We start from the raw sequence: 21125 nt of genomic DNA, 5'->3' as shown, positions 1-21125 counted from the left end.
GCGGCAATATCGAGGCATCGTGTTTTCCGGTCTTGAATGAAATTGCAGTTCAACCGGCATTTCGCGCTCGACGCTCAATGCACCGCTCACGACCGTTGCCAACTCGACCGCTCGATCGCGGCTCCGTTTTACAGTTCTTGTAGGGTTGCAGGGAATATGGCGTTCACTGATAAACCGCGCACGAAATTCGGTCTGCGTTCAAGTGAGAAAGGAGAGATTGAGATCGGAATTTCGAGGAATTTTCATTGCTTTTGTTGCCGTGCGGTATTGTGCTGATCGCATATTTTGCGTCGCGCCAGAGAAAAACGCTGCGGAATTCCCTAGTTTTTCATGTGCTTAACTTCTCTCCGCGGAGAAGGGGAAGATTGAGCTCCAGCCTTGCGACGCATTAACGCAGTTTTGCCGCGACATTGTGCCCTGACCCCTTGCCAAGACTGGACATAATTTGCGATCAAGCTTAGAACGCAGCGGGTTACGGAGGAATCTATGGCGGAATTATGGTCGCATTGATTCGCCGTTAGTGAGAGGGGTACCGCGGTTTTTGCCGGGGTTTGCGGGAAGAGGATGTGCAGCTTTGAGCGAGCAGAGTACGACAGTTGAGTCCACCGGCGAGCCGACTCGCCGCGATTTCCTTTATTTGACGACAGGTATGGCCGGTGCGGTGGGTGCAGTTGCCGTCGCATGGCCGTTTATCGACCAGATGCGGCCCGACGCATCGACACTCGCTCTTGCATCTATCGAAGTCGATGTGTCGAGCCTTGAGCCCGGCATGTCCTTGACGGTGAAATGGCGCGGCAAGCCCGTCTTCATCCGTAACCGCACGCAGAAAGAAATCGACGATGCCAAGGGCACGCAGCTTTCGGAGCTGAAAGATCCGGTCGCTCGCAACGCCAATCTTCCGTCCGATGCACAGGCAACCGACGTTGCCCGTTCGGCCGGCGAGGGCAAGGAAAACTGGCTCGTCATGATCGGCGTCTGCACCCATCTCGGCTGCATCCCGCTCGGTCAGGCGGGGGAATATGGCGGGTGGTTCTGTCCCTGCCACGGTTCGGTTTACGATACTGCCGGTCGCATCCGCCATGGGCCTGCACCGCAGAACCTCTTCATACCGCAATATGCGTTCACGTCGGAAAAGAAGATCAAGGTCGGTTGAGGGGGAGCTGAAACATGAGTGGTCATTCGTCTTACGAGCCATCGACAGGGCTCGAAAAATGGGTCGACGCGCGGCTTCCGCTGCCGCGCATGGTCTATGATAGTTTCATCGCCTATCCGGTCCCGCGCAACCTGAACTACGCTTACACCTTCGGCGCCATGCTGGCCGTGATGCTGGTTCTGCAGATCCTGACCGGTGTCGTGCTGGCCATGCACTATGCGGCCAATACGGCGATCGCCTTCAATTCGGTCGAAAAGATCGTCCGCGACGTCAATCATGGCTGGCTGCTGCGCTACATGCATGCCAACGGCGCGTCCTTCTTCTTCGTTGCGGTCTATCTGCACATCGCCCGCGGCCTCTACTACGGCTCATACAAGGCGCCGCGCGAAATCCTCTGGATTCTCGGCGTGATCATCTACCTCCTGATGATGGCGACTGCCTTCATGGGCTACGTTCTGCCTTGGGGTCAGATGTCCTTCTGGGGTGCGACCGTCATCACCGGCTTCTTCTCGGCCTTCCCATGGGTTGGCGACTGGATCCAGACCTTCCTGCTCGGCGGCTTTGCCGTTGATGATCCGACGCTCAACCGCTTCTTCTCGCTGCACTATCTGCTGCCGTTCATGATCGCCGGCGTCGTCATTCTGCACATCTGGGCGCTGCATGTGACCGGCCAGACGAACCCGACTGGCGTCGAAGTCAAGCTGAAGACCGACACGGTCGCCTTCACGCCCTATGCGACGCTGAAGGATGCGCTTGGCGTTTCCGTCTTCCTGCTGGTCTTCGCCTATTTCGTCTTCTACCTGCCGAACTTCCTCGGCCATGCCGATAACTACATCCCGGCCAACCCGCTGAAGACGCCGGCTCACATCGTTCCGGAATGGTACTTCCTGCCGTTCTACGCGATGCTGCGCTCGATCACCTTCAACATCGGCCCGATCGACTCCAAGCTTGGTGGCGTTCTGACGATGTTCGGCGCGATCATCGTGTTGTTCTTCCTGCCCTGGCTCGATACGTCGAAGATCCGTTCGGCCGTCTATCGTCCCTGGTACAAGCTGTTCTTCTGGCTGTTCATCGCCGATGCCATCCTTCTCGGCTGGCTTGGCTCGCAGCCGGCAGAGGGCATCTATACCACGGCCGCGCAGTTCGCGACGCTGTTCTACTTCCTGTTCTTCCTGGTCATCATGCCGATCCTTGGCATAGTCGAGACACCGAAGCGCATTCCGAATTCGATTACGGAGGCGGTTCTTGAGAAGCAGGGCGGCAATAAAAAAGACACCGTCGCGATGAGCGCCTGAGCGGTTGGAAGGAAGAAAACGATGAAAAAGATTGTTGCCGGCCTTCTTTCGCTTGCCCTGATCGGCGGTTTGGCCACCGTTTCCGCCATTGCTGCGGAAACGAAGCCTGCCGCGGAAGCCGAGACGCCGCATTATCCGCTGAAGGAGCCGCGCGAGCAGCATTGGACCTTCTCCGGCCCATTCGGCTATTATGACAAGGCTCAGCTTCAGCGCGGCCTCAAGGTCTATACGGAAGTCTGTTCCGCCTGCCATTCGATGAAGCTCGTGGCTTACCGCACGCTGGAAGATCTCGGCTATACGGAAGCCCAGGTGAAGGCCTTTGCCGCCAACTACGAAGTGCAGGACGGCCCGAACCCTCAGGGTGAGATGTTCACCCGCAAGGCGCTTCCGTCCGACCATTTCAATTCGCCGTTCCCGAACGACGAAGCGGCCGCGGCGTCCAACAACGGGGCCGTGCCGCCCGACATGTCGCTGCTTGCCAAGGCACGCGAAATCGAGCGCGGCTTTCCGCAGTTCATCTTCGATATCTTCACGCAGTATCAGGAAGGTGGACCGGACTATATCTACTCGCTGCTGACCGGCTACGAAGAGCCGCCGGCCGGTTTCAAGGTGCCGCAAAACTCGCACTACAATCCGTATTTCGATGCGGCCGCGACCTTTGCGATGCCGAAGCCGCTTTCGGACGGCCAGGTGACCTACGATGACGGTTCGCCGCAGACGGTGGACCAATATGCCCGCGACGTGTCTGCCTTCCTGATGTGGACATCCGAGCCGCATTTGGAAGATCGCAAGCACCTCGGCTTCATGGTCATGGTGTTCCTGCTGATCTTCTCCACGCTGATCTATCTGACCAAGCGCTCCGTCTATGCCAAGGCAGGCGCTCACTGAGTATTGCGATGTTTCGGTAAAAAGGCGGCCCGTCGAGGCCGCCTTTTTTGTTGGTATAGCGCCCCGGTCTTGATAGGGTGCGGCCGGCCCTATCATAGCCTGAGAGTACATATTTCATGAACACTATCGCTTCGGAGCTCGCCGCCAGCATCCGTTCCATTCCGGACTATCCCAAGCCCGGTATCATCTTCCGCGACATCACGACGATGCTCGGCGATGCCCGGGCGTTTCGTCGCGCCGTGGATGCGCTGGTGCATCCCTATGCCGGCTCCAAGATCGATAAGGTCGCTGGTATGGAAGCACGCGGCTTCATTCTCGGCGGTGCGGTCGCGCATCAGCTGTCGTCCGGTTTCGTGCCGATCCGCAAGAAGGGCAAGCTGCCGCACGATATCGTCCGCATCGCCTATAGCCTGGAATATGGCGTCGATGAAATGGAGATGCACCGTGATGCGGTCAATCCGGGTGAGAGGGTCATCCTGGTCGACGATCTGATCGCGACGGGCGGCACCGCCGTCGGCGCCACCAAGCTCCTGCGCCAGATTGGTGCCGAAGTGGTTGCCGCCTGCTTTGTCATCGACCTGCCTGACCTCGGCGGCCGCAGGAAGCTCGAAGAGCTCGACGTGCCCGTGCATACGCTGGTGGAATTCGCCGGTCACTGACCGGCCTGGAAGATGGGCGGGGCCATCACGAGCGGCCCCGCAGATTTCTATTCAAAAGCCAGCACAGTGCTTTCGAAACGCAAAGCCGGCAGGCCATCCTGGTTCACCCCGTCACAGGCGAGCGTATAGAGCGTCCAGCCAGGGCGGGAGGCCAATGGGCGGCTGTCAAGGATCGTGACGCCATAGCTGATGGTATCGCCGGCAAAGACCGGCCGCAGCCATTGCAGCTTCGTGAAGCCTGGCGAGGGGCCGAGAACGGGCGGCGTCTTGCCTTCGGCAATCAACCGGGCCTGTTTGGACTTCCAAAAATCGACGAAGCTGCGCATCCACATGGAGCAGCTATGCCAGCCGGAAGCACAGAGACCGCCGAACAGGGAGTGCTTGGCCGCTTCCGCATCCATATGGAATATCTGCGGATCAAAGCGCGCGGCAAAGTGCACGATGCCCTCAGGCGTGAAGGTATGGCTGCCGATGTCGATGCGTTCGCCGACAGCGTAGAGGTCGCTCATCTTCATGCCGAAACCTCCGCGACGCTGCGCATGCGGATCATGACCGCGTTCTCTCCGAGGCAGACCAGTTCGCCGCGCTGGTTTTCGACCTCATGACGAAACTTGACGATGCCGATACCCGGACGGGAGCGCATGGGACGGGCCTCGACGACGATCGATCGGCCCGACAGGGTATCGCCAGCCAGAACCGGCTTCTTCCACTCCATGAAATCGATGCCCGGCGCGCCTTGCGCATCGGTAGTAAGGAGATAGGAATCGCACATCATGCGCATGAACACCGCCGAGGTGTGCCAGCCGGAAGCGGCAAGGCCGCCGAGAATGCTGGCGCGGCCCGCTTCCTCATCCAGATGCATCGGCTGCGGATCGAATTCCCTGGCGAATTCGATGATCTCCCCCGCTGTCATGGGTTTGGGACCGAGCGGAAATTCCTGTCCCGGCCGGAAGTCTTCGTAGACGAGTTTCGTCATATCCTCTGTCATCCTCCACTCTCGCTCATCGCCAATCGCATGGCCCGCTGTGGCGGCGCAAGCGTTTTCATAACCCTAAAGGCGCTGCTCAGGGTGATTGTCTATCAATGCCGGCAGCCCTTGATTGTGCGACGATGATATGGTGAGGCTGGATCATGGCGCTATGAAACGAGAGCAAGATGAGCGAACTCAAGATCGCATTGGACGAAGCGGCCGGCGAGGGGATTATTTCCTCGATCCAGGCCGAGAGATTGTTGCCCTATCTGGCGGGCAAGAACATCGGCGCGGTGTCGGCAGCCGAGGGTCGTCCGGGCGTGCCATCGTTCGGCGAAGCCAATCCTTTGGAGGATACGGAAGCTCCGCGCTTCATCCGCGGCTTCCACGACGTGTTGATCACGATCGGCATCATCGTGCTTCTCGGTGGGCTATGGGGTCTGACGAACCGCTATGTGTCGCTGCTGGCGATCGTCGCTCTGGCCGAGATTCTTGTCCGCCGTCAACGGCTGGCGCTTCCGGCCGTCGTGCTGACCGTCGCGCTGGTTGCCTGGATCTTCCATACCGTGATCACCTATGTCGGCTCCACGCCTGCACTGAGTGAAAATTTCACCATCGGCGCAATCGTCATCGGGGCACCGTTTCCGCTGTCGCTGGCTTTGTTCTACTGGCGCTACCGCGTGCCACTGTCGCTGGCGCTATTGCTGTTTTCGTTATTCGGGCTGTTTCTCGCAGGGGTCTTCTATATCGCCGGCACGGTGACGGGATCTGCAAATGTGCCGGCAGACTATCCGATCCAGACGCTCATGATCCTGCTGGTGACGGCAGTCGGCAGCTTCGTCCTGGCGATGCGCTTCGATCTCAGCGATCCGCAGCGGGTTACGCGCCGCTCGGATGTGGCATTCTGGCTGCATCTCGCGACCGCACCGGCGCTGCTTTATTCGACCGTCCTTCTGGCCTTGCGCCTGGAGCTTGCCAGCAGCGGCGCCGTCTTTACCAATCTCACCGACGTGCTCTTCGGTGGCTACCTGCAGGCGGTAACGGTGCTGATCGCAGTTCTGGCGATGATGCTGATCGGGCTTGTGATCGATCGCCGCGCTTTCGTGACGGCCGGCCTCGTCTCGCTCGGCCTCGCGACTGCGGCCATCCTTCGGCACAACAATGCCAGCTTCGACAAAATCGGTTTCCTGGTGCTGATGATTGTCGGGCTGGTGGTGCTTGTAATCGGTATCGGCTGGACCGATCTGCGTGGCATCGTCGTGCGGCGCCTGCCTGCCGGCGTGCAGGCGAGATTGCCGGCGCTCCGATAGAGCGTTTCCGCTTTTCTTCGAGTAGCGAAAAGCGCTCTATCCCTTTGTTTTAACGCAATTCCGAACGGAAAACCGTTATGCGCTTTTCCTGGAGTTGCTTAGGCGCCGGCAGCTGAAAAGCAATCAGGTGTTGAAGCGGAAGTGGATGACGTCGCCGTCCTGGACGACATATTCCTTGCCTTCGTCACGGGCTTTGCCGGCTTCTTTCGCGCCGGTTTCGCCGTTGTAGGCGATGTAGTCGTCATAGGCGATCGTGTTGGCGCGGATGAAGCCGCGTTCGAAATCCGAATGGATGACGCCGGCTGCCTGCGGCGCCTTGGTGCCCGTTTCGATCGTCCAGGCGCGCGTTTCCTTCGGGCCTACGGTGAAGTAGGTGATGAGGTGCAGGAGCTTGTAGCCGGCACGGATCAGACGGTCGAGGCCGGCTTCATCGAGGCCGAGTGCGGAGAGGAATTCCTTCGCCTCTTCGTCGGGCAGCTGCGCCACTTCCGCCTCGATGGCGGCGGAGATGATGACGACTTCCGAATTCTGCTCCTTGGCCATGGCAGCGACCGCCGCCGTATGCTCGTTGCCGGTCGCCGCATCGCCCTCGGCGACGTTGCAAACGTAAAGCACCGGGTGCGAGGTCAAAAGGTTCAGGCCCTTGAGGATGCGGGTCTCTTCGGCATCGAGCTTCGAGAGCAGCGTGCGAACCGGCTTGCCTTCCTGAAGCAATGCGAGCGATGCATCCATTATCGGCAGCATCGCCATGGATTCCTTGTCTTTGCTGGTGGCGCGCTTGCGCGTCTGCTCGGTGCGGCGTTCGAGGCTCTCAAGGTCGGCGAGCATCAGCTCGGTCTCGATCGTCTCGGCATCGGCAACCGGATTGATGCGGCCTTCGACATGGGTGATGTCGCTGTCTTCGAAGCAGCGCAGCACATGCACGATGGCATCGACTTCACGGATGTTAGCAAGGAACTGGTTGCCGAGGCCTTCGCCCTTCGAGGCGCCACGGACGAGGCCGGCAATATCGACGAAGGAGATGCGCGTCGGGATCAGTTCCTTCGACTTGGCGATGTCGGCAAGCTTGCGCATGCGCGGATCGGGAACCGCGACTTCACCCGTGTTCGGCTCGATCGTGCAGAACGGATAATTCGCCGCCTGCGCCGCCGCCGTCTTGGTCAGCGCGTTGAACAGAGTGGACTTGCCGACATTCGGCAGCCCGACGATACCGCATTTGAAACCCATGGCACCTTGTCCATATCTTGAAAATCTTTGCAGTGCCTATGGGGGAAGGGCCGTTGCGGGTCAAGTCTTGTGCGGGCAAGGAGGCTTTTTTCTGCCGAAAGAGAGGCGGAAGTCGCACGAATGCCCCTTTGCATCATCCGAGAGACGCTGTCGTCCTTGAATGGGGTAGTGCGCCGCACTATAATCTTCAGCTGTTAGCCCAAAACCCTTTTCCCTGTCGTCAACGGTGATGCCGATGAGTGACAATGATGTTGTCCTGAAGCCAAAGCCTAAAACGAAGCCGAAGGTCGAAAGGCCGAAGCTCTACAAGATCATTCTCGTGAACGACGATTATACGCCGCGGGAATTCGTTATCATGGTTCTGAAGGCCGTCTTCCGCATGAGTGAGGAGGCCGGCTACCGGGTGATGATGACCGCACATAAGCTCGGGACCTGCGTGGTCATGGTCTGCGCGCGCGATATTGCCGAGACGAAGGCGCAGGAGGCGGTCGATCTGGCCAAAAGCGCCGGTTTCCCGCTGATGTTCACGACCGAGCCTGAGGAATAGGCACGGTAATATTTGCTAGGCAGGCCGGCGGATATGGAAGCCGGTCTTGTCCTGCTTGAAGCCGCAATTGGCATAGAAACGCAGCGTTGCCGGATTTTTCGAGCCCGTCAGCAGCATGACCTTGTAGCAGTTCCTCTCCCAGGCGCTTGCGAACGCCGTGCGGATGACCGTGCCGGCAAGGCCGCGCCGACGGTAGTCGGCGTGGGTCACCACATTCTCGATCAAAGCATAGGGCGCGCCGCCCCGCGTGAGATTCGGGACGACGATCTGCGTCACGGAAGAGACGGCTTTTTCGCCGTTAAAGGCGGCGAAGATCGTCATGCCGGGATGGGCAAGGATTTCGGCAAGGCGGCTCTCCGCCAGCCCTGGCTCCAGTATCGGATCTTCCGTGTTCAGGTGCCGGTAAAGTGCAAGGAGCGTCGGCAGGTCCGCCATTACGACCGAACGGATGGGAAGATTTGCGGCGTCTGCGACTGCTATTTGCGGCACCTCAATCGTCCTTCTTGCCGAACATCCTCTTCAGCATTTCCGCCATAGGCCCGGTTTCCGGAACCTTTGGCTTGATCTGATTGCGCGCCTGATGAATGTGGGACTTGGCGGGCGCTCTCTTCTCCGGCTTCGGTGCGTCTTCTTCCGGCTTGCCGCCGAGGGCAAGCGCGATCTTGTTCATCAGCTGCGAATCCTCGCCGCGCACCAGCATGTCGGCATTGTCGGCGAGCGCATCGAACAACGGGTCCAGCCAGTCCCTGTCCACTTTGGCGAAATCGCCGAGAACGTGATTGTGCACCAATTCCTTGGCACCGGGATGACCGATGCCCAGCCGCAGACGGCGATAGTCCTTGCCGCAATGGGCATCGATCGACTTGATGCCGTTGTGACCGCCATGGCCGCCGCCGGTCTTCAGCCGCGCCTTGCCGGCAGGCAGGTCGAGTTCATCGTAGATGACGACGAGATCGGACGGCTGCAGCTTGTAGAAGCGCATGGCTTCGCCGACGGCTTCGCCGGAGAGGTTCATGAAGGTTTGCGGCTTGATGAGCAGCACCTTCTGGCCGCCGAGCTCGCCTTCGGCTATCTCCGCCTTGAATTTCTTCGACCAGGGCGAAAAGCTGTGGCGACGATAGATCGCATCTACGGCCATGAAGCCGATATTGTGGCGGTTGCCTTGATACTTGGCGCCCGGATTGCCGAGGCCCGCGATGAGAAGCATGCGCTTCATCCCTTGGAAAATACCGATGCCCTTCACCACAGCGATTTGACGGCAAAGTCAAGGCGGCATGCGGTCAGTCGTCAAGGTGCAGGCCGTACTTCAGGAAAATCTGGCGCTGCGTGCCGTTTGCGATCAGCATGTCGAGCGCCGTCTGCATTCTGCCTTGGAGTTCGGCAGGAAAATCCTTCTGGCATGCAATGCCCATGGGCTGCTGGGAAAGGATCGTTACTTTCTCGACGGCATTGCCTTCCTTCCGCAGCTTGTCGAAATAGAATTCCGAGATCGGCATCAAGTCGATACGATCGCTCATCAGCTTCTTCAGGGTAGCTTTGAAATCGCTGCCGATGTCGATGCGCGGGAAATCATTCCGGCGCAGGATCGCTTCCGTATAGTCTTCGCGCCATGTGCCGACGATATATTTCTTGGCTTCGGCAATGGTCGTTGCGGCGACGTTGGAGCCGCTATGCTTGATTAGAACGTTACGATCGATCAGCAGCGGCTGTATCCATTTAAAGAGCTTGTCGCGCTCCTCGTTGTGCGCAGTGACGAATACGCAGGTCATCGGCTCCGCCAGAGCCTGATTGTAGGCTCTCGCCCAGGGCAGGATGTCGATCGTATAGTCGACTCCGATATCGGCCATAAGCTTTTGTATCTGCTCGGTGGCTGCGCCGACGGGCGTCTTGCCTTCACGATAGTTGAAGGGTGGATATTCCTCGGTGGTGAAATGAACGCTTTCGGCGTGGGCCGGAAAGAGACATGAAAACGAAAGCAGGCTGGTGGCGATTATGAACAGCAGCCCTCGCATCCGGTTCTCCATTGCTATGACGCCTGCGCCACGGGGGAAGGGCGGTCTTCCTGCAGGCTCGCCAACGTCTTCATGAGGTTGTCGGGATGCAGCGGGCGATAGAAAAGATAGCCTTGGCCGTAGTCGATACCCATCGTACGAAGGGTTGCGCATTCCTCTTCCGTTTCCACGCCTTCGGCAATCACTGTACAGTTCATCTTGTGCGACAGGGTGGTAATGCTTTCGACCAGCATGCGGCTCTTGGCGCTGACGTCGGAGGCGGTATCGTTGATCGCGCGGATGAAGGATTGGTCGATCTTGATGATATCGACCGGGAAGCGGTTGATATAGCTCAGCGAGGAATAACCCGTGCCGAAGTCGTCGAGCGCGATGCGGCAGCCATAGCGGCAGATCTCGTTGATGACCATGCGCGTCTCGGGATTGTCGTCCATGAGCACGGCCTCGGTGATTTCCACGACGATGCGCCGAGGTGCGATTTCGTAGCGTGACAGGAGAGCCGCAATGCGCAGCGGCAATTCGGATTCGAATTGCAGCGGCGAGAAGTTGATGGCGAGATAGGTATCCTGCATGCCCTCGATCCGCGAAAGGCGGGCAAAATCGGCGATAGCCTTCTCCATGATGCGGTTGCCGATGCGAATGATCGAGCCGGTTTCTTCTGCGACCTCGATGATGCGGCCAGGGGGCAGGATGCCTTTCTGCGGGTGATGCAGGCGCATCAGCGCCTCGAAGCCGGCGATCGAGCGGTCGTCTATATTGACCACGGGCTGCAGATAGGCCTCGAACCAGTCTTCATTGAGGCCGGTTTCGATATGGCTCTCGAGTTCGGCGCGGCGGCGGGAATCATCCAGCATGCCGTTGTCGAAAATCTGTGCGCCATTCTTGCCGTCGCGCTTCTTGGCATACATGGCGATATCGGATTTCAGCAGCAGTTCGGCCGCATTGGCGGCTTGACGCGGGTAGATCGCGATCCCGATGCTGGCGCTGAGGCGCGCATCGCCGACGAAGGGCGCCTCGAAGACCTCGGCGATGAGGGCGGTCATTTCGATTGCTCTTGCTTCGGCATTCTCGGCCAGAAGCAGCATGGCAAATTCATCGCCGCCGAGGCGGGCGGCGATATCGCCCGGCGTCATGCATTTCTGCAGGCGCGATACCAATTCGCGCAGTGCAGCGTCGCCGGCAGCATGGCCCATATTGTCGTTGATCCATTTGAAACGGTCGAGATCGACGAAGAGGCAGGCGAGTTCGCGCTTGCGCAGGTCGGCTTCGTTGATCTTGGCATCCAGCGCGCTCTCGAAGCCCTGGCGGTTGAGAAGGCCGGTCAGATGGTCGGTAATCGCCTGCCGCAGATTGCGGTCTTCGGATTGCTTGAGTTCGGTGACGTCGGTCATGACGGAGAGCGACAGGCCATCCTGGATCGCAGTTGTCTCAAGGATCAGGACATCCATGATCCTCCCGTCCCGACAGAGGAATTTCACGGTGACGTCGATGCGGGCGGCGCTGCGGGTGTTGCCGCGTTTGCGCTCGATATATTGCGTGCGCGAATCCGGCGAGACCAGGCTCGCAAACTCGCGTCCGATCACTTCGGCACGATCATAGCCCGTGGTGGCAAGCCAATAGTCGCTGACGGCCGCGATGCAATCGTCCTTGTCGAGCGAAAAGAGCATGGCGGGCGTTAGATTATAGGTGTCGGTTGCCCGGCGGTGGGCAAGCTTAAGTTCGTTTTCCTCTCGCTGCAGCTTGCTCTGCATGTCGTTGAAACTGCTTGCGAGCCGGCCCATTTCATCATTCGACTGCCAGTCGACATGATGGCGCGAGCCGAGCCTTCGCGTAGCCTCTATGGCATGCGTCAACCGCATCAGCGGCTGGATGACGAAGATGCGATTGCCGATCAGCGCCGCGCCGAACACAGTCAGGACGGCGAAGATGAAGATGGAGATGAATACGATCTCCTCGCTCTTCAGGCCGTCGAAGAGGCCGAGCTTAGGATAATAGACCGTGATGGTCCCGAGCCGTTTCGCACCATCGATGCCGTTATAGATGATCGGCCGGTCAATGGACTCCAGATTGCCCTTGTATGATTTCGGAATGGTCGATTGCGTGACGTCGAGCTGGCCGGAAAGATCGCGGACATTGACACGGACTATCGCGCCTTCCGCAACGGTCGTCGCACTGATCTGGGTCACGCTGTCTTCGTCCAGATCCCATAGCGGTTTTGCAAGGGCTTGGGCATTGGCGACGAGGAGAACGGTTATGTGATCCTTGATTTCCTTTTCCGCGCGTTCGGACGACAGAAAAAGGAATAGGACGAAGAGTGGCGCCACGAAAATCAGTAGCGCACCGCAGACGATCGCGAAAAACCTGTTTTCGACCGAATGGCTCATAATTCCGTTAGCTCCCCAGCCATAGACCTGCAGATCTTGGGGCCGCATTCTACAACTCTTTCGCGTAGGTTTTCATGAATCCGTTAAATGTTGCTGAAACTGTGGGGTTAATGGAAATCAGCCAATAGTATAGATTCCAAGTCGTTCTTATTTTTACTTTCTCTAATATTTATTTCTAGGCATAAAAAACCCGCCGTCCCAGAGGGCGGCGGGTCTCAATGTGCGGGCTTGAAGATGCCAATCAGGCGCTGGCTTCTTCGCCGCCTTCAGCTTCGTCTTCAGCAAGGCCGGCAGCCGGGGCAACGATCGTTGCGATCGTGAAGTCGCGGTCGGTGATGACCGGGGTCACGTTCTTCGGCAGCTTGATGGCGGAGATGTGGATGCTGTCGCCGCTCTTCAGGCCCGTGAGGTCAACGGTGAAGAATTCCGGGATCGCATCGGCCGGGCAATGAACTTCGACTTCGTGGCGAACGATGTTCAGCACGCCGCCAGCCTTGAGGCCAGGCGACTTCTCGTGGTTTTCGAAGTGAACCGGGATTTCGACGGTAACCGCCGTGTTGCCGGAAACGCGCAGGAAATCGACGTGAAGCGTGAAGTCGCGGACCGGATCGAGCTGGTAGTCCTTCGGCAGAACCTTGATCTTCTTGCCGTCGACGTCGATCGTGGCGATCGTCGTGAGGAAACCACCGGCGTGGATGCGCTTCGTCACCTCATTGGTGTTGAGGGCGATGGAAACGGGGGCCTGCTTGTCACCATAGATGACAGCGGGGATCAGACCATTGCGGCGAAGTTCACGGGCGGACCCCTTACCAACCCGTTCGCGCGCCTCGGCCTTGAGCTCGTAGCTTTCGTGGCTCATAGCTATTCCTTTCGAGGTTATTTGGAGAGTTCAGTCGGTCGGCCTACGCCGCATCGATTGAACTGGAGGAGGGCATGCCCTGCCTCATCCGCGTTGCCTCCAAGGGTGTCTACGCGGACGCGTGGCGTATAATACAAAGCGGCCAAAGGTGCAAGCACCCCCGAAATCGGGGGCTTGTGATGACATTGCAACTGCCGACGACAAGCCTGCGACGAGGCCTCTATCAACGGCTTGACATATATCCTCAGCCCCATCAACAGTCGAATGCAATCGTTCCGGATCAAAAGGAGAGATCGGGCATGCGTTCCAGGGTCATCGCCGCCGCGGTTTTTTCCATGGGTCTTGCTGGTGTCTCACACGCGGCCGACGTGAACGAGCAAGGCGCCAAGGAACTCCGCAATATTCTGACGCATTCGCTTTCGCAGGACCTTGCCCGCAGCGATTTCGTGACCGTAAAGACGGCCGGCGATCAATATGAGATCACCTATGATCTTGCGAAATTCTTCGACAAGATCAATTCGAGCGCGTTTTCGGTGACGGGTTTCAAGCCGCTCTCCCTTTTCGCACAGCCTGTCGAGCAGGGAAGGTGGCATGTGACGGGCGACAACAGTCTCGATGTCGCCTTGCATTCGCCGACCTCGGACATTGCCTATTCCATCGCTTCCAGCTCTTTTGACGGTGTTTTCGATCCTGCCATCGAAATGATGCGGTCGATGGGCATCAAGAGCAGCGGCGTGAAATTTTCGAGCGCCGGCGGTGGCCAGAAAAGCGGGCGCAAGATCGATGCGAGCATCGACAGCGCCTCATTCGCTCACACGGTCACCGACAGCAGCGAAGCGGGTAAGGTCGATCTGCAATTGCAAGGTACGCTGCAGCGCTTGCATGAGCAGGTTACGCTGCGGCCGGATGCGGCGCCGATCACTTTCAGCGCCGACAGCGTCGATACCAACCTTACTGCCACCAGTCTGCCGGTGAAGGATCTGCGCGCGCTCATCCGTTTCTTCGTTCAACACGTCAAGGCCAAGCAACTTTCGCAAAGTGGCAGCGAAAAGTTCGAGCAGCTGGTCCATCAGGCTCTGCCGGTTTTCGGTTCGCTCGGCAAGACCGTGACTGTGAACAGTGCGTTGGTGGCGACGGAGAGGGGCAAGGTCGGCGTCAAGCGTATCGACTACAGTTTCAAGATGGACGGTCTTACCAAGGCGTCCAATGTCAATCTGGAGCTTAGGGCCGAGCAGTTTACGCCCGATGCGGGTCTTGTGCCGGCTGCTTTTATGCCCTTCCTGCCCGCGATGGTGGATGTTCAGCTCGGCGTGCCCAATATCAATTTCTCCGGCCTCATCGATGCTGGCCTCGATTCAATTGTCGCGCGGGAGACGCCGGTTTCCGGTGAGGCTCTGAAACGCACGATGTTCCCGAGCGGCTACGGAACGCTGGAATTTCCGAAGATCAGTGCAAGATCCGACGTCTACGACGTCGAGGTTTCCGGTGAGCTGAAGGGCTCGACCAAGCCGCATTCCGGCTTTTCGCTTCAGGCGACGATCCTGGCGCGCGACCTCGACAAGACGGTGGCTGCCATGCAAGAGGCTGCCAAGACCCAGCCTCGCTTGAACAGTGTTTCCTTCAGCCTGATAGCCGCTAAGGGTTTTGCGAAGACCGACCCGGATGGCCGCCTGCGCTGGGACGTCACCATGGATGAAGACCGGACGGTGACGGTCAACGGACAGGTGATGAAGAAGCCTTGAAGTTTGAGGGTAAGCCCATGTATCAGGGCGATGATAAAGTTCCATGTAAGAGGCCGGTCGGAGCCTTCCAGGTTTCCACGTTTCTTTTCCATCATATTTGGGGGTGAGTTATGCGTTTCAAAGCGGTTGCCACGGCGGCTGTTCTCGCTGTCGGCGTGGCCGGCGTTGTGCAGGCGGCTGATGTCAGCGAGCAAGGTGCCAAGGACCTTTACGGCAATCTGACCTATTTCCTGCCCGATGATATCGCCAAGAGCGGTGCGATCGCGGTCAAGCCGGCCGGTGCGAACTATGAGATCACTTATGATCTGCAGAAGCTGCTCGACAAGCTGAATGTGAGCGGTTTCAGCATCAGCGGCCTAAAGCCTTTGATGATGCTGGCGACGCCGCTGGACAGCGGCCTTTGGAATATCGAAGGCAACAATGCCATGGACGTGACGGCGCGTTCCGAGCCTGGCAAGGGTCCCGACAGCGAGTTTCGCTATGCATTGGCCTCATCCACCGTCAAGGGCGTCTTCGATCCCGCGCTCCAATATCTGCGTTCGATGGATATGAAGGGGCAAGGCATTACCTTCACGGCGAAGACCACCGCCGAAGATAAGAGCGTCCAGAAGAATGACGCTACCGCCGACAGCATCTCCTATACACTGTCGTCGACAGACAGCGGTGAGCCGGGCAGGCTCGATCTCAAAATGAACGGTGGCCTGCAATCGCTCTACAACAAGATCTCGGCTGACGACGCAACGCTTGGAGAAATCAAGATCGCAGCGATCGATTTCAGCATGGGGGCGACGAAGCTGCCCTTGAAGGCACTGAACTCCCTGCTGCAGTTCGTCTCCGAGCACAAGGATGAGAAGACGCTTTCGGATGCCGACAGCAAGGCGATCAAGGCCTTGCTGATGGATGCCATGCCGATCGTCGGTTCCTTCGAGGAGTCCGTCGCCATCAAGGATATCGCGGTCACGACGCCATTCGGCAATGGCGGCCTGCAGAAGATGGGCTATTTCTTCAAGGTAGCCGGGCCAGCCAATGCCATGAATGCGGACTTCGGGCTGAATGCCGAGAAGCTTGCACTGGAAACGGGCCTGATCCCCGAAGACTATGTCGCCTTCATCCCCGATACGGCCGATATCCAGGTGCAAGTGCCGAACCTGAATTTCTCAGCTCTGGTGGATGTTTTTCAGCAGGCCGATTTGAAGAATCCTGACAGCGACACAGCCATGGACGAGAAGCTGCAGAAGGCCATGTTCCCGGACGGGACGATGACCGTCAACTTCCCGAAGATCAGCGCCGTATCGGGTCTCTATGATGTCGAGGCATCCGGCAGCCTGCGCGGCTGGCTGAACGAGAAGGACCGCGTCGCCATGAAGATGACGGTTCTTGCTCGCGATCTCGACAAGACGATCGCCGCCATTCAGGAGGCAGCAAAGACCAAGGAGGATCTGTCTCAGCTCTCCTTCGGCCTGATGATGGCCAAGGGCTTTGCCAAGACGGATGCAGATGGGCGCTCGCGCTGGGATATCGATCTTTCAGACGATGGTCACGTGTCGGTCAACGGTCAGGTCCTGAAGTAAGCCAATTTGAAATCAGAATGCGATCATGTTTGTCCTGAAGCCGCTGAGTCAGCGCTCGATCTCTCTCCTATGGGCCGGCCAGGTGCTGGCTGCTACAGGCTCCGAATTTTACATGGTCGCCGTCGTCTGGATTGCGGCTGATTTTATCGGCAGCAATGCGGGATATGTTTCCGCATTGCAGTCCGGTGCGCTGCTATTCGGCAGCCTGTTCGGCGGTATCGTCACGGATCGCTGGCGGCATAGCACGACGATGATCACGGCCGATTTGATGCGCGCAGCTCTGTTGCTGACATTATCACTGGCAGGAATGCTGCATCTGATGAGCCTGCCGCTGCTGGTCGTGCTTGCCGGAAGCATTGCATTGCTGACGTCGACGTTCGACCCTTCGCTGCAGGCGACCCTGCCGACGATTGCGGTCGATGCCGAAGTCCGGCACGCGACCAACGGCTTGTTCGATGCAACCCGTCGCATGGCGCGCATCCTCGGCCCGAGCCTGATCGCGCTCGTGAACGGGTTTCTGCCGAAATCTCAGTTCTTCACGGTCACGGCTGCTACTTTCATATTGTCGGCGCTTGCCGTGTGGCTGGCGGTGGCGAAACTCCCGACGGCGTCGCGGCGTCGGGATTTCTCTGGGATGGCGGCTGTTGTGGACGGCGTTCTTGGCGGGTGGCGCGCGGCGCGCGGCCATGCGGCAATTCTCTATGGCCTCTTCACCAACCTGATGGGGAACGTCGCCTGGGCGATGGGCATCCTGCTCGGCATGATCCTGCACTTGCGCGAAACCAGTGCCAACCCGCTGACCGACTACAGCCTGATGATGACGGCTTACGGCGTCGGCAACCTGACGACCAACCTGGTTCTCGGCAGCGTCAAGCCGCGCCGGCCGGTGGTCTGGATCATCGCATCGAAGCTCATTTTCGGATCTGGCGTTTTCCTGCTGCCGCTGATGCACGATCGGATCGGGCTGATGATCGTTGCCTGCTTTGCGGCGATCAACGGCCCGTTCGAGAACCTCGCCATGCTGCATCTGATGCAGACGCGCGCTGAGCCGCATCGTCTGGCGCAGGTCTATCGCCTATTGATGTGCGCGATCTTCACCGGCCTGCTTCTGGCCTATCTGATGTCGCCAACGCTGTTCGCATGGTTCGGCATCGGCCCTTCGATCATGGGATCAGGGGCGGCCGTCTTCATTTCGGGGCTGTTGGGCATTGGCCTGCTCGCATGGAAGCAGGCGCATCCCCTGCGTGCGAAGGCCAGTTGAGGCGGCGCTGCGCCTTACAGCGTTATGCCGAAAAGTGTAAGCGGTTTTCGGACGACATCACGCTCTACTTCTTTGATTCTAGAGCGGATTCAGATTTCAGGTCGACTCGACCTAAAATCATCCGGCTCTAGTCGAAGAGGCTCGAAACCGATTCTTCCTGGCTGGTGCGGTTGATCGCTTCGCCAATGAGGCCAGCCGTCGTGATGACGCGAATATTCGGGGCCGATAGCACGGCGGTCGTCGGCTGGATGGAATCGGTAATTACGAGTTCCTTCAGCTGCGAGTTTGCGACGCGGGTCACGGCGCCACCGGAGAGAACGCCGTGGGTGATATAAGCGGTGACGCTGGCCGCGCCTCGTGCGAGCAGGGCATCGGCAGCGTTGCAGAGCGTACCGCCGGAATCGACGATATCGTCGATCAGGAGGCAATCCTTGCCGGAGACGTCACCAATGACGTTCATGACCTCGGATTCGCCGGGACGATCACGGCGCTTGTCCACGATCGCCAGCAGACAGTCGAGGCGCTTGGCGAGCGCGCGGGCGCGTACGACGCCGCCAACGTCCGGAGAGACGACCATGACATTGCCGATATCGTAGTTCGCCTTGATATCGCGCGTCAGGATCGGCAGTGCGTAGAGATTGTCTGTCGGGATATCGAAGAAGCCCTGAATCTGACCGGCATGCAGGTCGAGCGTAAGAACGCGGTCCGCACCTGCCTCGGTGATCAGATTGGCGACGAGCTTTGCCGAGATCGGCGTGCGCCCCGAGGCGCGGCGATCTTGACGGGCATAACCGAAGTAGGGGAGGACCGCCGTTATGCGCCGTGCCGACGAGCGACGCATAGCATCGATCATGATCAGCAGTTCCATAAGGTGATCGTTGGTCGGAAACGACGTCGGCTGCACGAGGAACACATCCTCGCCGCGTACGTTTTCCTGGATCTCTACGAAAATCTCCTGGTCGGCGAACCGGCGGACGCTAGCTCTTCCCAAGGGAACGTTGAGATAATTGCAGATCGCTTCGGCAAGATGCCGGTTCGAATTGCCTGCGAAAACCTTCATTGTGGCCCGCCTGTTACCAACCTGATAGCCGCGCTTTTAACCGCCTTGCTCTCGAATGCAAGAGGGAGAGGCACGTTAGCTTCATATTTCTGAAAAGCTTTTAGCTATCCACCGTTGGATTCGCGCCAGGAATTGAAATCCGACATGGTTTTGGTGGCAATTTTCTGCATAACCGTTGGAGGAACGGCCGACCAAGGATCGCCACGCTTCAGAGGCGCGCTTTCCGAGCCCTGGATGCGATGGACGCGGTTGCCATTGCTGTCCAATACATCCCAGACGTAGGTCACGGAAATCTGCGGGCCATCTTCAAAGGCGGAAAGATAGCCCTTGAGGATATAGGCGGCACTGGAATCGCTTGAGTTCTTGATCGTCAGGCCGAGCGAGCGGGCGTCGGCACCAAGCTGGCGCGACAGCGGCGTAACGGCATCCACGGGAGCGCCGATGATCGGAAGAAAGCGTACGCTGTTGCCGCCGGCTGCGGCTGTGGGCGGCAGAGACGCCTGTTGATCCGGCTGCTGTTGATCTGGCTGCGGGGCGTCGGCAGTCTGTTGCTGTTGCTGCGGTTGTGGATCGTCCGACAGGCGCCGGTCGGCCTCGCGCTGCTCGTCGGCTTCCGAAAACTGATTGTTAGATGGAGCGATGGAGGCGGTGCGGGAACCGTCGAGCGGGCGAGACGCATAGGGATTGGTGCCGTTCGATCTCAGCGCCGAGGCCTGGTCGTCGAGCGTGCCGCTTCCGCCGGAGCTTTGCGGCTGATAGGCCTGCTGCGAGGTCTGCTGCTGATAGCCGTAGCTCTCCTGCGCGCTTTGATAGGTTTGGCGGCGCTCAGGCGTCGAAGCCATGCGCTCGACATCCCGTTGGGTGACCGGGCTGGAGCCGACATCACCGATGGCTTCGGGCGGCGTCAGGGCGTCCGTGGTGTTGCAGGCGGAGAGCGCCAGGCAAAAGCCGGCGACAGTCAACGTTATCCTGACCACTCCCATTGACGCGATCCTTTCTCCCGACGGTCTGACCGTCCAGGATCGCTATCTTACGCCCCTAACGGTTAAGAAATTCGAGAGGGTGGCGGGAAAGGGCTTTTGGGGCCTGCGAGGTCGTCAGATAGGTCTGACCGAGGGTCATGGCGGTGCCGCTGTCGGAATCCATGATGATCATATGCACGAAGAGCGACATGTTCTCCTGGATCTCAAGCGGATTGCCCATGTGGAACATCTCGTGCTCCATCCAAGAAGGCGAGAAACGGGCGCCGAGAGAGTAGCCACAGGCGTTCAGGCGGTGGCGGGCAAGGCCGCGCTCATCCATGATTTTCGCGTGCATATCGAAGATGTCGCCAAAGGTGTGCCCGGGCATCAGGATTGTCTCGATCGCCTGCAGGGTTTCAAGGCAGGCGCTGTAAAGCTCGCGATGGCGATGGCTGGGAGTGCCGATGACGACGGTGCGCATCATGGCTGCGTGATAATGGGCATCGACGCCGGCCCACTCGAGCGTCAGCTGGTCGTCCGCATCGAGCTTGCGACGGCCGGACTTATAACGGCAGAGCAGGGCCTCCGCGCCAGAGCCGATGATGAATGCGTTGGCGGGATAATCGCCGCCACCGGCAAAGACGGCTCCCTGCATGGCTTCGAGAATATCTGACTCATCCGCGCCGGCCTTAACCAGAGACAGGGCAGCGTCCAAGGCGTCGTCGGCCAATGCTGCGGCGCGTTCGACATGGGCGATTTCCGCCGGGCTCTTCGTCAGCCGCAGTCGGCTGACGAGATAGGAGGCGTCGACGATCTGGCCGAAGCTCGCCAATTGCTGGTCGAGGAGCCGGGCGATGCGTCCGGTCATGCCATGGGTGTCATATTCGATGCCGATACGGGCACCGAGAAGATCGAGATCCGACAATAGTTCCTTGAGATCGAGTGTCGGATCGGCGTTGACGCGATCGACCCAGATGCGGATGTCGGTGATGACCGAAGTCAGCTGCGCCTGGCGCAGATCGGCCGAGCGCGTCATCAGCGTCAGAGATCCATCCGCCTTGACGACCAGTGTCTGGAAAAAGCAAAAGCCGAACGTATCGTAGCCGGTGAGCCAATACATGCTCTCCTGTGCGAAGAGCAGCATGGCATCGAGCTTTTCTTCCTGCATTCTCGCCAGCAGGCGTGCCAGACGAGCATCGAATTCGCTGCGTTCGAAATGCAGGGCCAT

Annotated in this window: 20 protein-coding genes; 9 read left to right on the top strand and 11 right to left on the bottom strand. The window is 58.9% G+C overall.

Translation table 11 applies throughout. The features are described 5' to 3' along the window. The first annotated feature begins 574 nt into the window (after window positions 1–574). From petA to RTCIAT899_RS12595, 4 genes are all read left to right on the top strand, one after another. Window positions 575–1153, top strand: a complete 579-nt coding sequence (gene petA / locus RTCIAT899_RS12610) for a ubiquinol-cytochrome c reductase iron-sulfur subunit (protein WP_015340626.1) — start codon at window positions 575–577, stop codon at window positions 1151–1153. A 14-nt stretch (window positions 1154–1167) separates the two neighbouring features. Further along, complete coding sequence (locus tag RTCIAT899_RS12605) at window positions 1168–2448, top strand: cytochrome b (protein ID WP_015340625.1); 1281 nt, start codon at window positions 1168–1170, stop codon at window positions 2446–2448. A gap of 21 nt (window positions 2449–2469) precedes the next feature. After that, the gene (locus RTCIAT899_RS12600; RefSeq protein WP_015340624.1) at window positions 2470–3336 is read left to right on the top strand and encodes a cytochrome c1; all 867 of its coding nucleotides are present in this window, start codon (window positions 2470–2472) and stop codon (window positions 3334–3336) included. Between the two features lie 116 nt (window positions 3337–3452). Next, window positions 3453–3995 carry an adenine phosphoribosyltransferase gene (locus tag RTCIAT899_RS12595; RefSeq protein WP_015340623.1) on the top strand — a complete coding sequence of 181 codons (543 nt, stop codon included), beginning with the start codon at window positions 3453–3455 and terminating at the stop codon, window positions 3993–3995. A 47-nt stretch (window positions 3996–4042) separates the two neighbouring features. On the opposite strand, the gene RTCIAT899_RS12590 is transcribed toward RTCIAT899_RS12595, so the two are convergent. Both RTCIAT899_RS12590 and RTCIAT899_RS12585 read right to left on the bottom strand, forming a co-directional pair. Next, a complete protein-coding gene (locus tag RTCIAT899_RS12590) occupies window positions 4043–4510 on the bottom strand; it encodes a MaoC family dehydratase (RefSeq protein ID WP_015340622.1) in 468 nt (155 codons plus the stop codon). After that, window positions 4507–4971: a MaoC family dehydratase gene (locus RTCIAT899_RS12585; RefSeq protein ID WP_015340621.1), complete on the bottom strand. Its 465-nt coding sequence runs from the start codon at window positions 4969–4971 to the stop codon at window positions 4507–4509. Before RTCIAT899_RS12585 ends, RTCIAT899_RS12590 begins: the two co-directional genes overlap by 4 nt. Before the next feature lie 179 nt (window positions 4972–5150). Here RTCIAT899_RS12585 and RTCIAT899_RS12580 point away from each other — a divergent pair, with 179 nt between their 5' ends. Next, the gene (locus RTCIAT899_RS12580) at window positions 5151–6275 is read left to right on the top strand and encodes a hypothetical protein (protein ID WP_015340620.1); all 1125 of its coding nucleotides are present in this window, start codon (window positions 5151–5153) and stop codon (window positions 6273–6275) included. A 123-nt stretch (window positions 6276–6398) separates the two neighbouring features. Here RTCIAT899_RS12580 and ychF read toward each other — a convergent pair whose 3' ends face one another. After that, window positions 6399–7502, bottom strand: a complete 1104-nt coding sequence (gene ychF, locus RTCIAT899_RS12575) for a redox-regulated ATPase YchF (RefSeq protein WP_015340619.1) — start codon at window positions 7500–7502, stop codon at window positions 6399–6401. A gap of 235 nt (window positions 7503–7737) precedes the next feature. Between ychF and clpS the strand changes: the two genes are divergently transcribed. Then, window positions 7738–8049: an ATP-dependent Clp protease adapter ClpS gene (gene clpS / locus RTCIAT899_RS12570; protein WP_041677937.1), complete on the top strand. Its 312-nt coding sequence runs from the start codon at window positions 7738–7740 to the stop codon at window positions 8047–8049. 15 nt (window positions 8050–8064) lie between these two features. On the opposite strand, the gene RTCIAT899_RS12565 is transcribed toward clpS, so the two are convergent. From RTCIAT899_RS12565 to RTCIAT899_RS12545, 5 genes are all read right to left on the bottom strand, one after another. After that, window positions 8065–8484, bottom strand: a complete 420-nt coding sequence (locus RTCIAT899_RS12565) for a GNAT family N-acetyltransferase (protein WP_051043225.1) — start codon at window positions 8482–8484, stop codon at window positions 8065–8067. Window positions 8485–8539: 55 nt separating this feature from the next. Further along, window positions 8540–9256: an aminoacyl-tRNA hydrolase gene (gene pth / locus RTCIAT899_RS12560; protein WP_041677935.1), complete on the bottom strand. Its 717-nt coding sequence runs from the start codon at window positions 9254–9256 to the stop codon at window positions 8540–8542. A 73-nt stretch (window positions 9257–9329) separates the two neighbouring features. Continuing rightward, on the bottom strand, window positions 9330–10061 hold the full coding sequence (locus RTCIAT899_RS12555) for a substrate-binding periplasmic protein (RefSeq protein WP_015340615.1): 732 nt from the start codon (window positions 10059–10061) through the stop codon (window positions 9330–9332). 14 nt (window positions 10062–10075) lie between these two features. Beyond that, a complete protein-coding gene (locus RTCIAT899_RS12550; RefSeq protein ID WP_015340614.1) occupies window positions 10076–12442 on the bottom strand; it encodes an EAL domain-containing protein in 2367 nt (788 codons plus the stop codon). Between the two features lie 241 nt (window positions 12443–12683). Beyond that, window positions 12684–13301 carry a 50S ribosomal protein L25/general stress protein Ctc gene (locus RTCIAT899_RS12545; RefSeq protein WP_015340613.1) on the bottom strand — a complete coding sequence of 206 codons (618 nt, stop codon included), beginning with the start codon at window positions 13299–13301 and terminating at the stop codon, window positions 12684–12686. A gap of 299 nt (window positions 13302–13600) precedes the next feature. Here RTCIAT899_RS12545 and RTCIAT899_RS12540 point away from each other — a divergent pair, with 299 nt between their 5' ends. The 3 genes from RTCIAT899_RS12540 (at window position 13601) to RTCIAT899_RS12530 (ending at window position 17875) form a co-directional block, all read left to right on the top strand. Then, the gene (locus RTCIAT899_RS12540; RefSeq protein WP_015340612.1) at window positions 13601–15043 is read left to right on the top strand and encodes a hypothetical protein; all 1443 of its coding nucleotides are present in this window, start codon (window positions 13601–13603) and stop codon (window positions 15041–15043) included. A gap of 110 nt (window positions 15044–15153) precedes the next feature. Then, entirely contained in the window at window positions 15154–16614 is a 1461-nt protein-coding gene (locus RTCIAT899_RS12535) for a hypothetical protein (protein ID WP_015340611.1), read from the top strand. Between the two features lie 25 nt (window positions 16615–16639). Beyond that, window positions 16640–17875 (top strand): MFS transporter, encoded by a 1236-nt coding sequence (locus RTCIAT899_RS12530; protein ID WP_015340610.1) that lies wholly within the window; start codon window positions 16640–16642, stop codon window positions 17873–17875. 127 nt (window positions 17876–18002) lie between these two features. Here RTCIAT899_RS12530 and RTCIAT899_RS12525 read toward each other — a convergent pair whose 3' ends face one another. The 3 genes from RTCIAT899_RS12525 to RTCIAT899_RS12515 all read right to left on the bottom strand — a co-directional run bounded on the left by RTCIAT899_RS12525 (window position 18003) and on the right by RTCIAT899_RS12515 (window position 21125). Beyond that, a complete protein-coding gene (locus RTCIAT899_RS12525; protein WP_015340609.1) occupies window positions 18003–18935 on the bottom strand; it encodes a ribose-phosphate pyrophosphokinase in 933 nt (310 codons plus the stop codon). A 104-nt stretch (window positions 18936–19039) separates the two neighbouring features. Continuing rightward, window positions 19040–19918 (bottom strand): hypothetical protein, encoded by an 879-nt coding sequence (locus RTCIAT899_RS12520; RefSeq protein ID WP_041677604.1) that lies wholly within the window; start codon window positions 19916–19918, stop codon window positions 19040–19042. A gap of 55 nt (window positions 19919–19973) precedes the next feature. Continuing rightward, complete coding sequence (locus RTCIAT899_RS12515; RefSeq protein ID WP_015340607.1) at window positions 19974–21125, bottom strand: M24 family metallopeptidase; 1152 nt, start codon at window positions 21123–21125, stop codon at window positions 19974–19976.

Origin of the sequence: Rhizobium tropici CIAT 899 (assembly GCF_000330885.1) — a bacterium.
Lineage (GTDB): Bacteria > Pseudomonadota > Alphaproteobacteria > Rhizobiales > Rhizobiaceae > Rhizobium > Rhizobium tropici.
The sequence above is the reverse complement of the archived record's forward strand: the minus strand, read 5'-3'. Positions and strand labels throughout refer to the sequence as shown.

Coding starts and splice junctions, on each gene's coding strand:
- RTCIAT899_RS12605 (WP_015340625.1), top strand. CDS start 1,168: ATGAGTGGTCATTCGTCTTACGAGCCATCGACAGGGCTCGAAAAATGG.
- RTCIAT899_RS12600 (WP_015340624.1), top strand. CDS start 2,470: ATGAAAAAGATTGTTGCCGGCCTTCTTTCGCTTGCCCTGATCGGCGGT.
- RTCIAT899_RS12595 (WP_015340623.1), top strand. CDS start 3,453: ATGAACACTATCGCTTCGGAGCTCGCCGCCAGCATCCGTTCCATTCCG.
- RTCIAT899_RS12590 (WP_015340622.1), bottom strand. CDS start 4,510: ATGAAGATGAGCGACCTCTACGCTGTCGGCGAACGCATCGACATCGGC.
- RTCIAT899_RS12585 (WP_015340621.1), bottom strand. CDS start 4,971: ATGACGAAACTCGTCTACGAAGACTTCCGGCCGGGACAGGAATTTCCG.
- RTCIAT899_RS12580 (WP_015340620.1), top strand. CDS start 5,151: ATGAGCGAACTCAAGATCGCATTGGACGAAGCGGCCGGCGAGGGGATT.
- ychF (WP_015340619.1), bottom strand. CDS start 7,502: ATGGGTTTCAAATGCGGTATCGTCGGGCTGCCGAATGTCGGCAAGTCC.
- clpS (WP_041677937.1), top strand. CDS start 7,738: ATGAGTGACAATGATGTTGTCCTGAAGCCAAAGCCTAAAACGAAGCCG.
- RTCIAT899_RS12565 (WP_051043225.1), bottom strand. CDS start 8,484: ATGGCGGACCTGCCGACGCTCCTTGCACTTTACCGGCACCTGAACACG.
- pth (WP_041677935.1), bottom strand. CDS start 9,256: ATGCTTCTCATCGCGGGCCTCGGCAATCCGGGCGCCAAGTATCAAGGC.
- RTCIAT899_RS12555 (WP_015340615.1), bottom strand. CDS start 10,061: ATGCGAGGGCTGCTGTTCATAATCGCCACCAGCCTGCTTTCGTTTTCA.
- RTCIAT899_RS12550 (WP_015340614.1), bottom strand. CDS start 12,442: ATGAGCCATTCGGTCGAAAACAGGTTTTTCGCGATCGTCTGCGGTGCG.
- RTCIAT899_RS12545 (WP_015340613.1), bottom strand. CDS start 13,301: ATGAGCCACGAAAGCTACGAGCTCAAGGCCGAGGCGCGCGAACGGGTT.
- RTCIAT899_RS12540 (WP_015340612.1), top strand. CDS start 13,601: ATGCGTTCCAGGGTCATCGCCGCCGCGGTTTTTTCCATGGGTCTTGCT.
- RTCIAT899_RS12535 (WP_015340611.1), top strand. CDS start 15,154: ATGCGTTTCAAAGCGGTTGCCACGGCGGCTGTTCTCGCTGTCGGCGTG.
- RTCIAT899_RS12530 (WP_015340610.1), top strand. CDS start 16,640: ATGTTTGTCCTGAAGCCGCTGAGTCAGCGCTCGATCTCTCTCCTATGG.
- RTCIAT899_RS12525 (WP_015340609.1), bottom strand. CDS start 18,935: ATGAAGGTTTTCGCAGGCAATTCGAACCGGCATCTTGCCGAAGCGATC.
- RTCIAT899_RS12520 (WP_041677604.1), bottom strand. CDS start 19,918: ATGGGAGTGGTCAGGATAACGTTGACTGTCGCCGGCTTTTGCCTGGCG.
- RTCIAT899_RS12515 (WP_015340607.1), bottom strand. CDS start 21,125: ATGGCCCTGCATTTCGAACGCAGCGAATTCGATGCTCGTCTGGCACGC.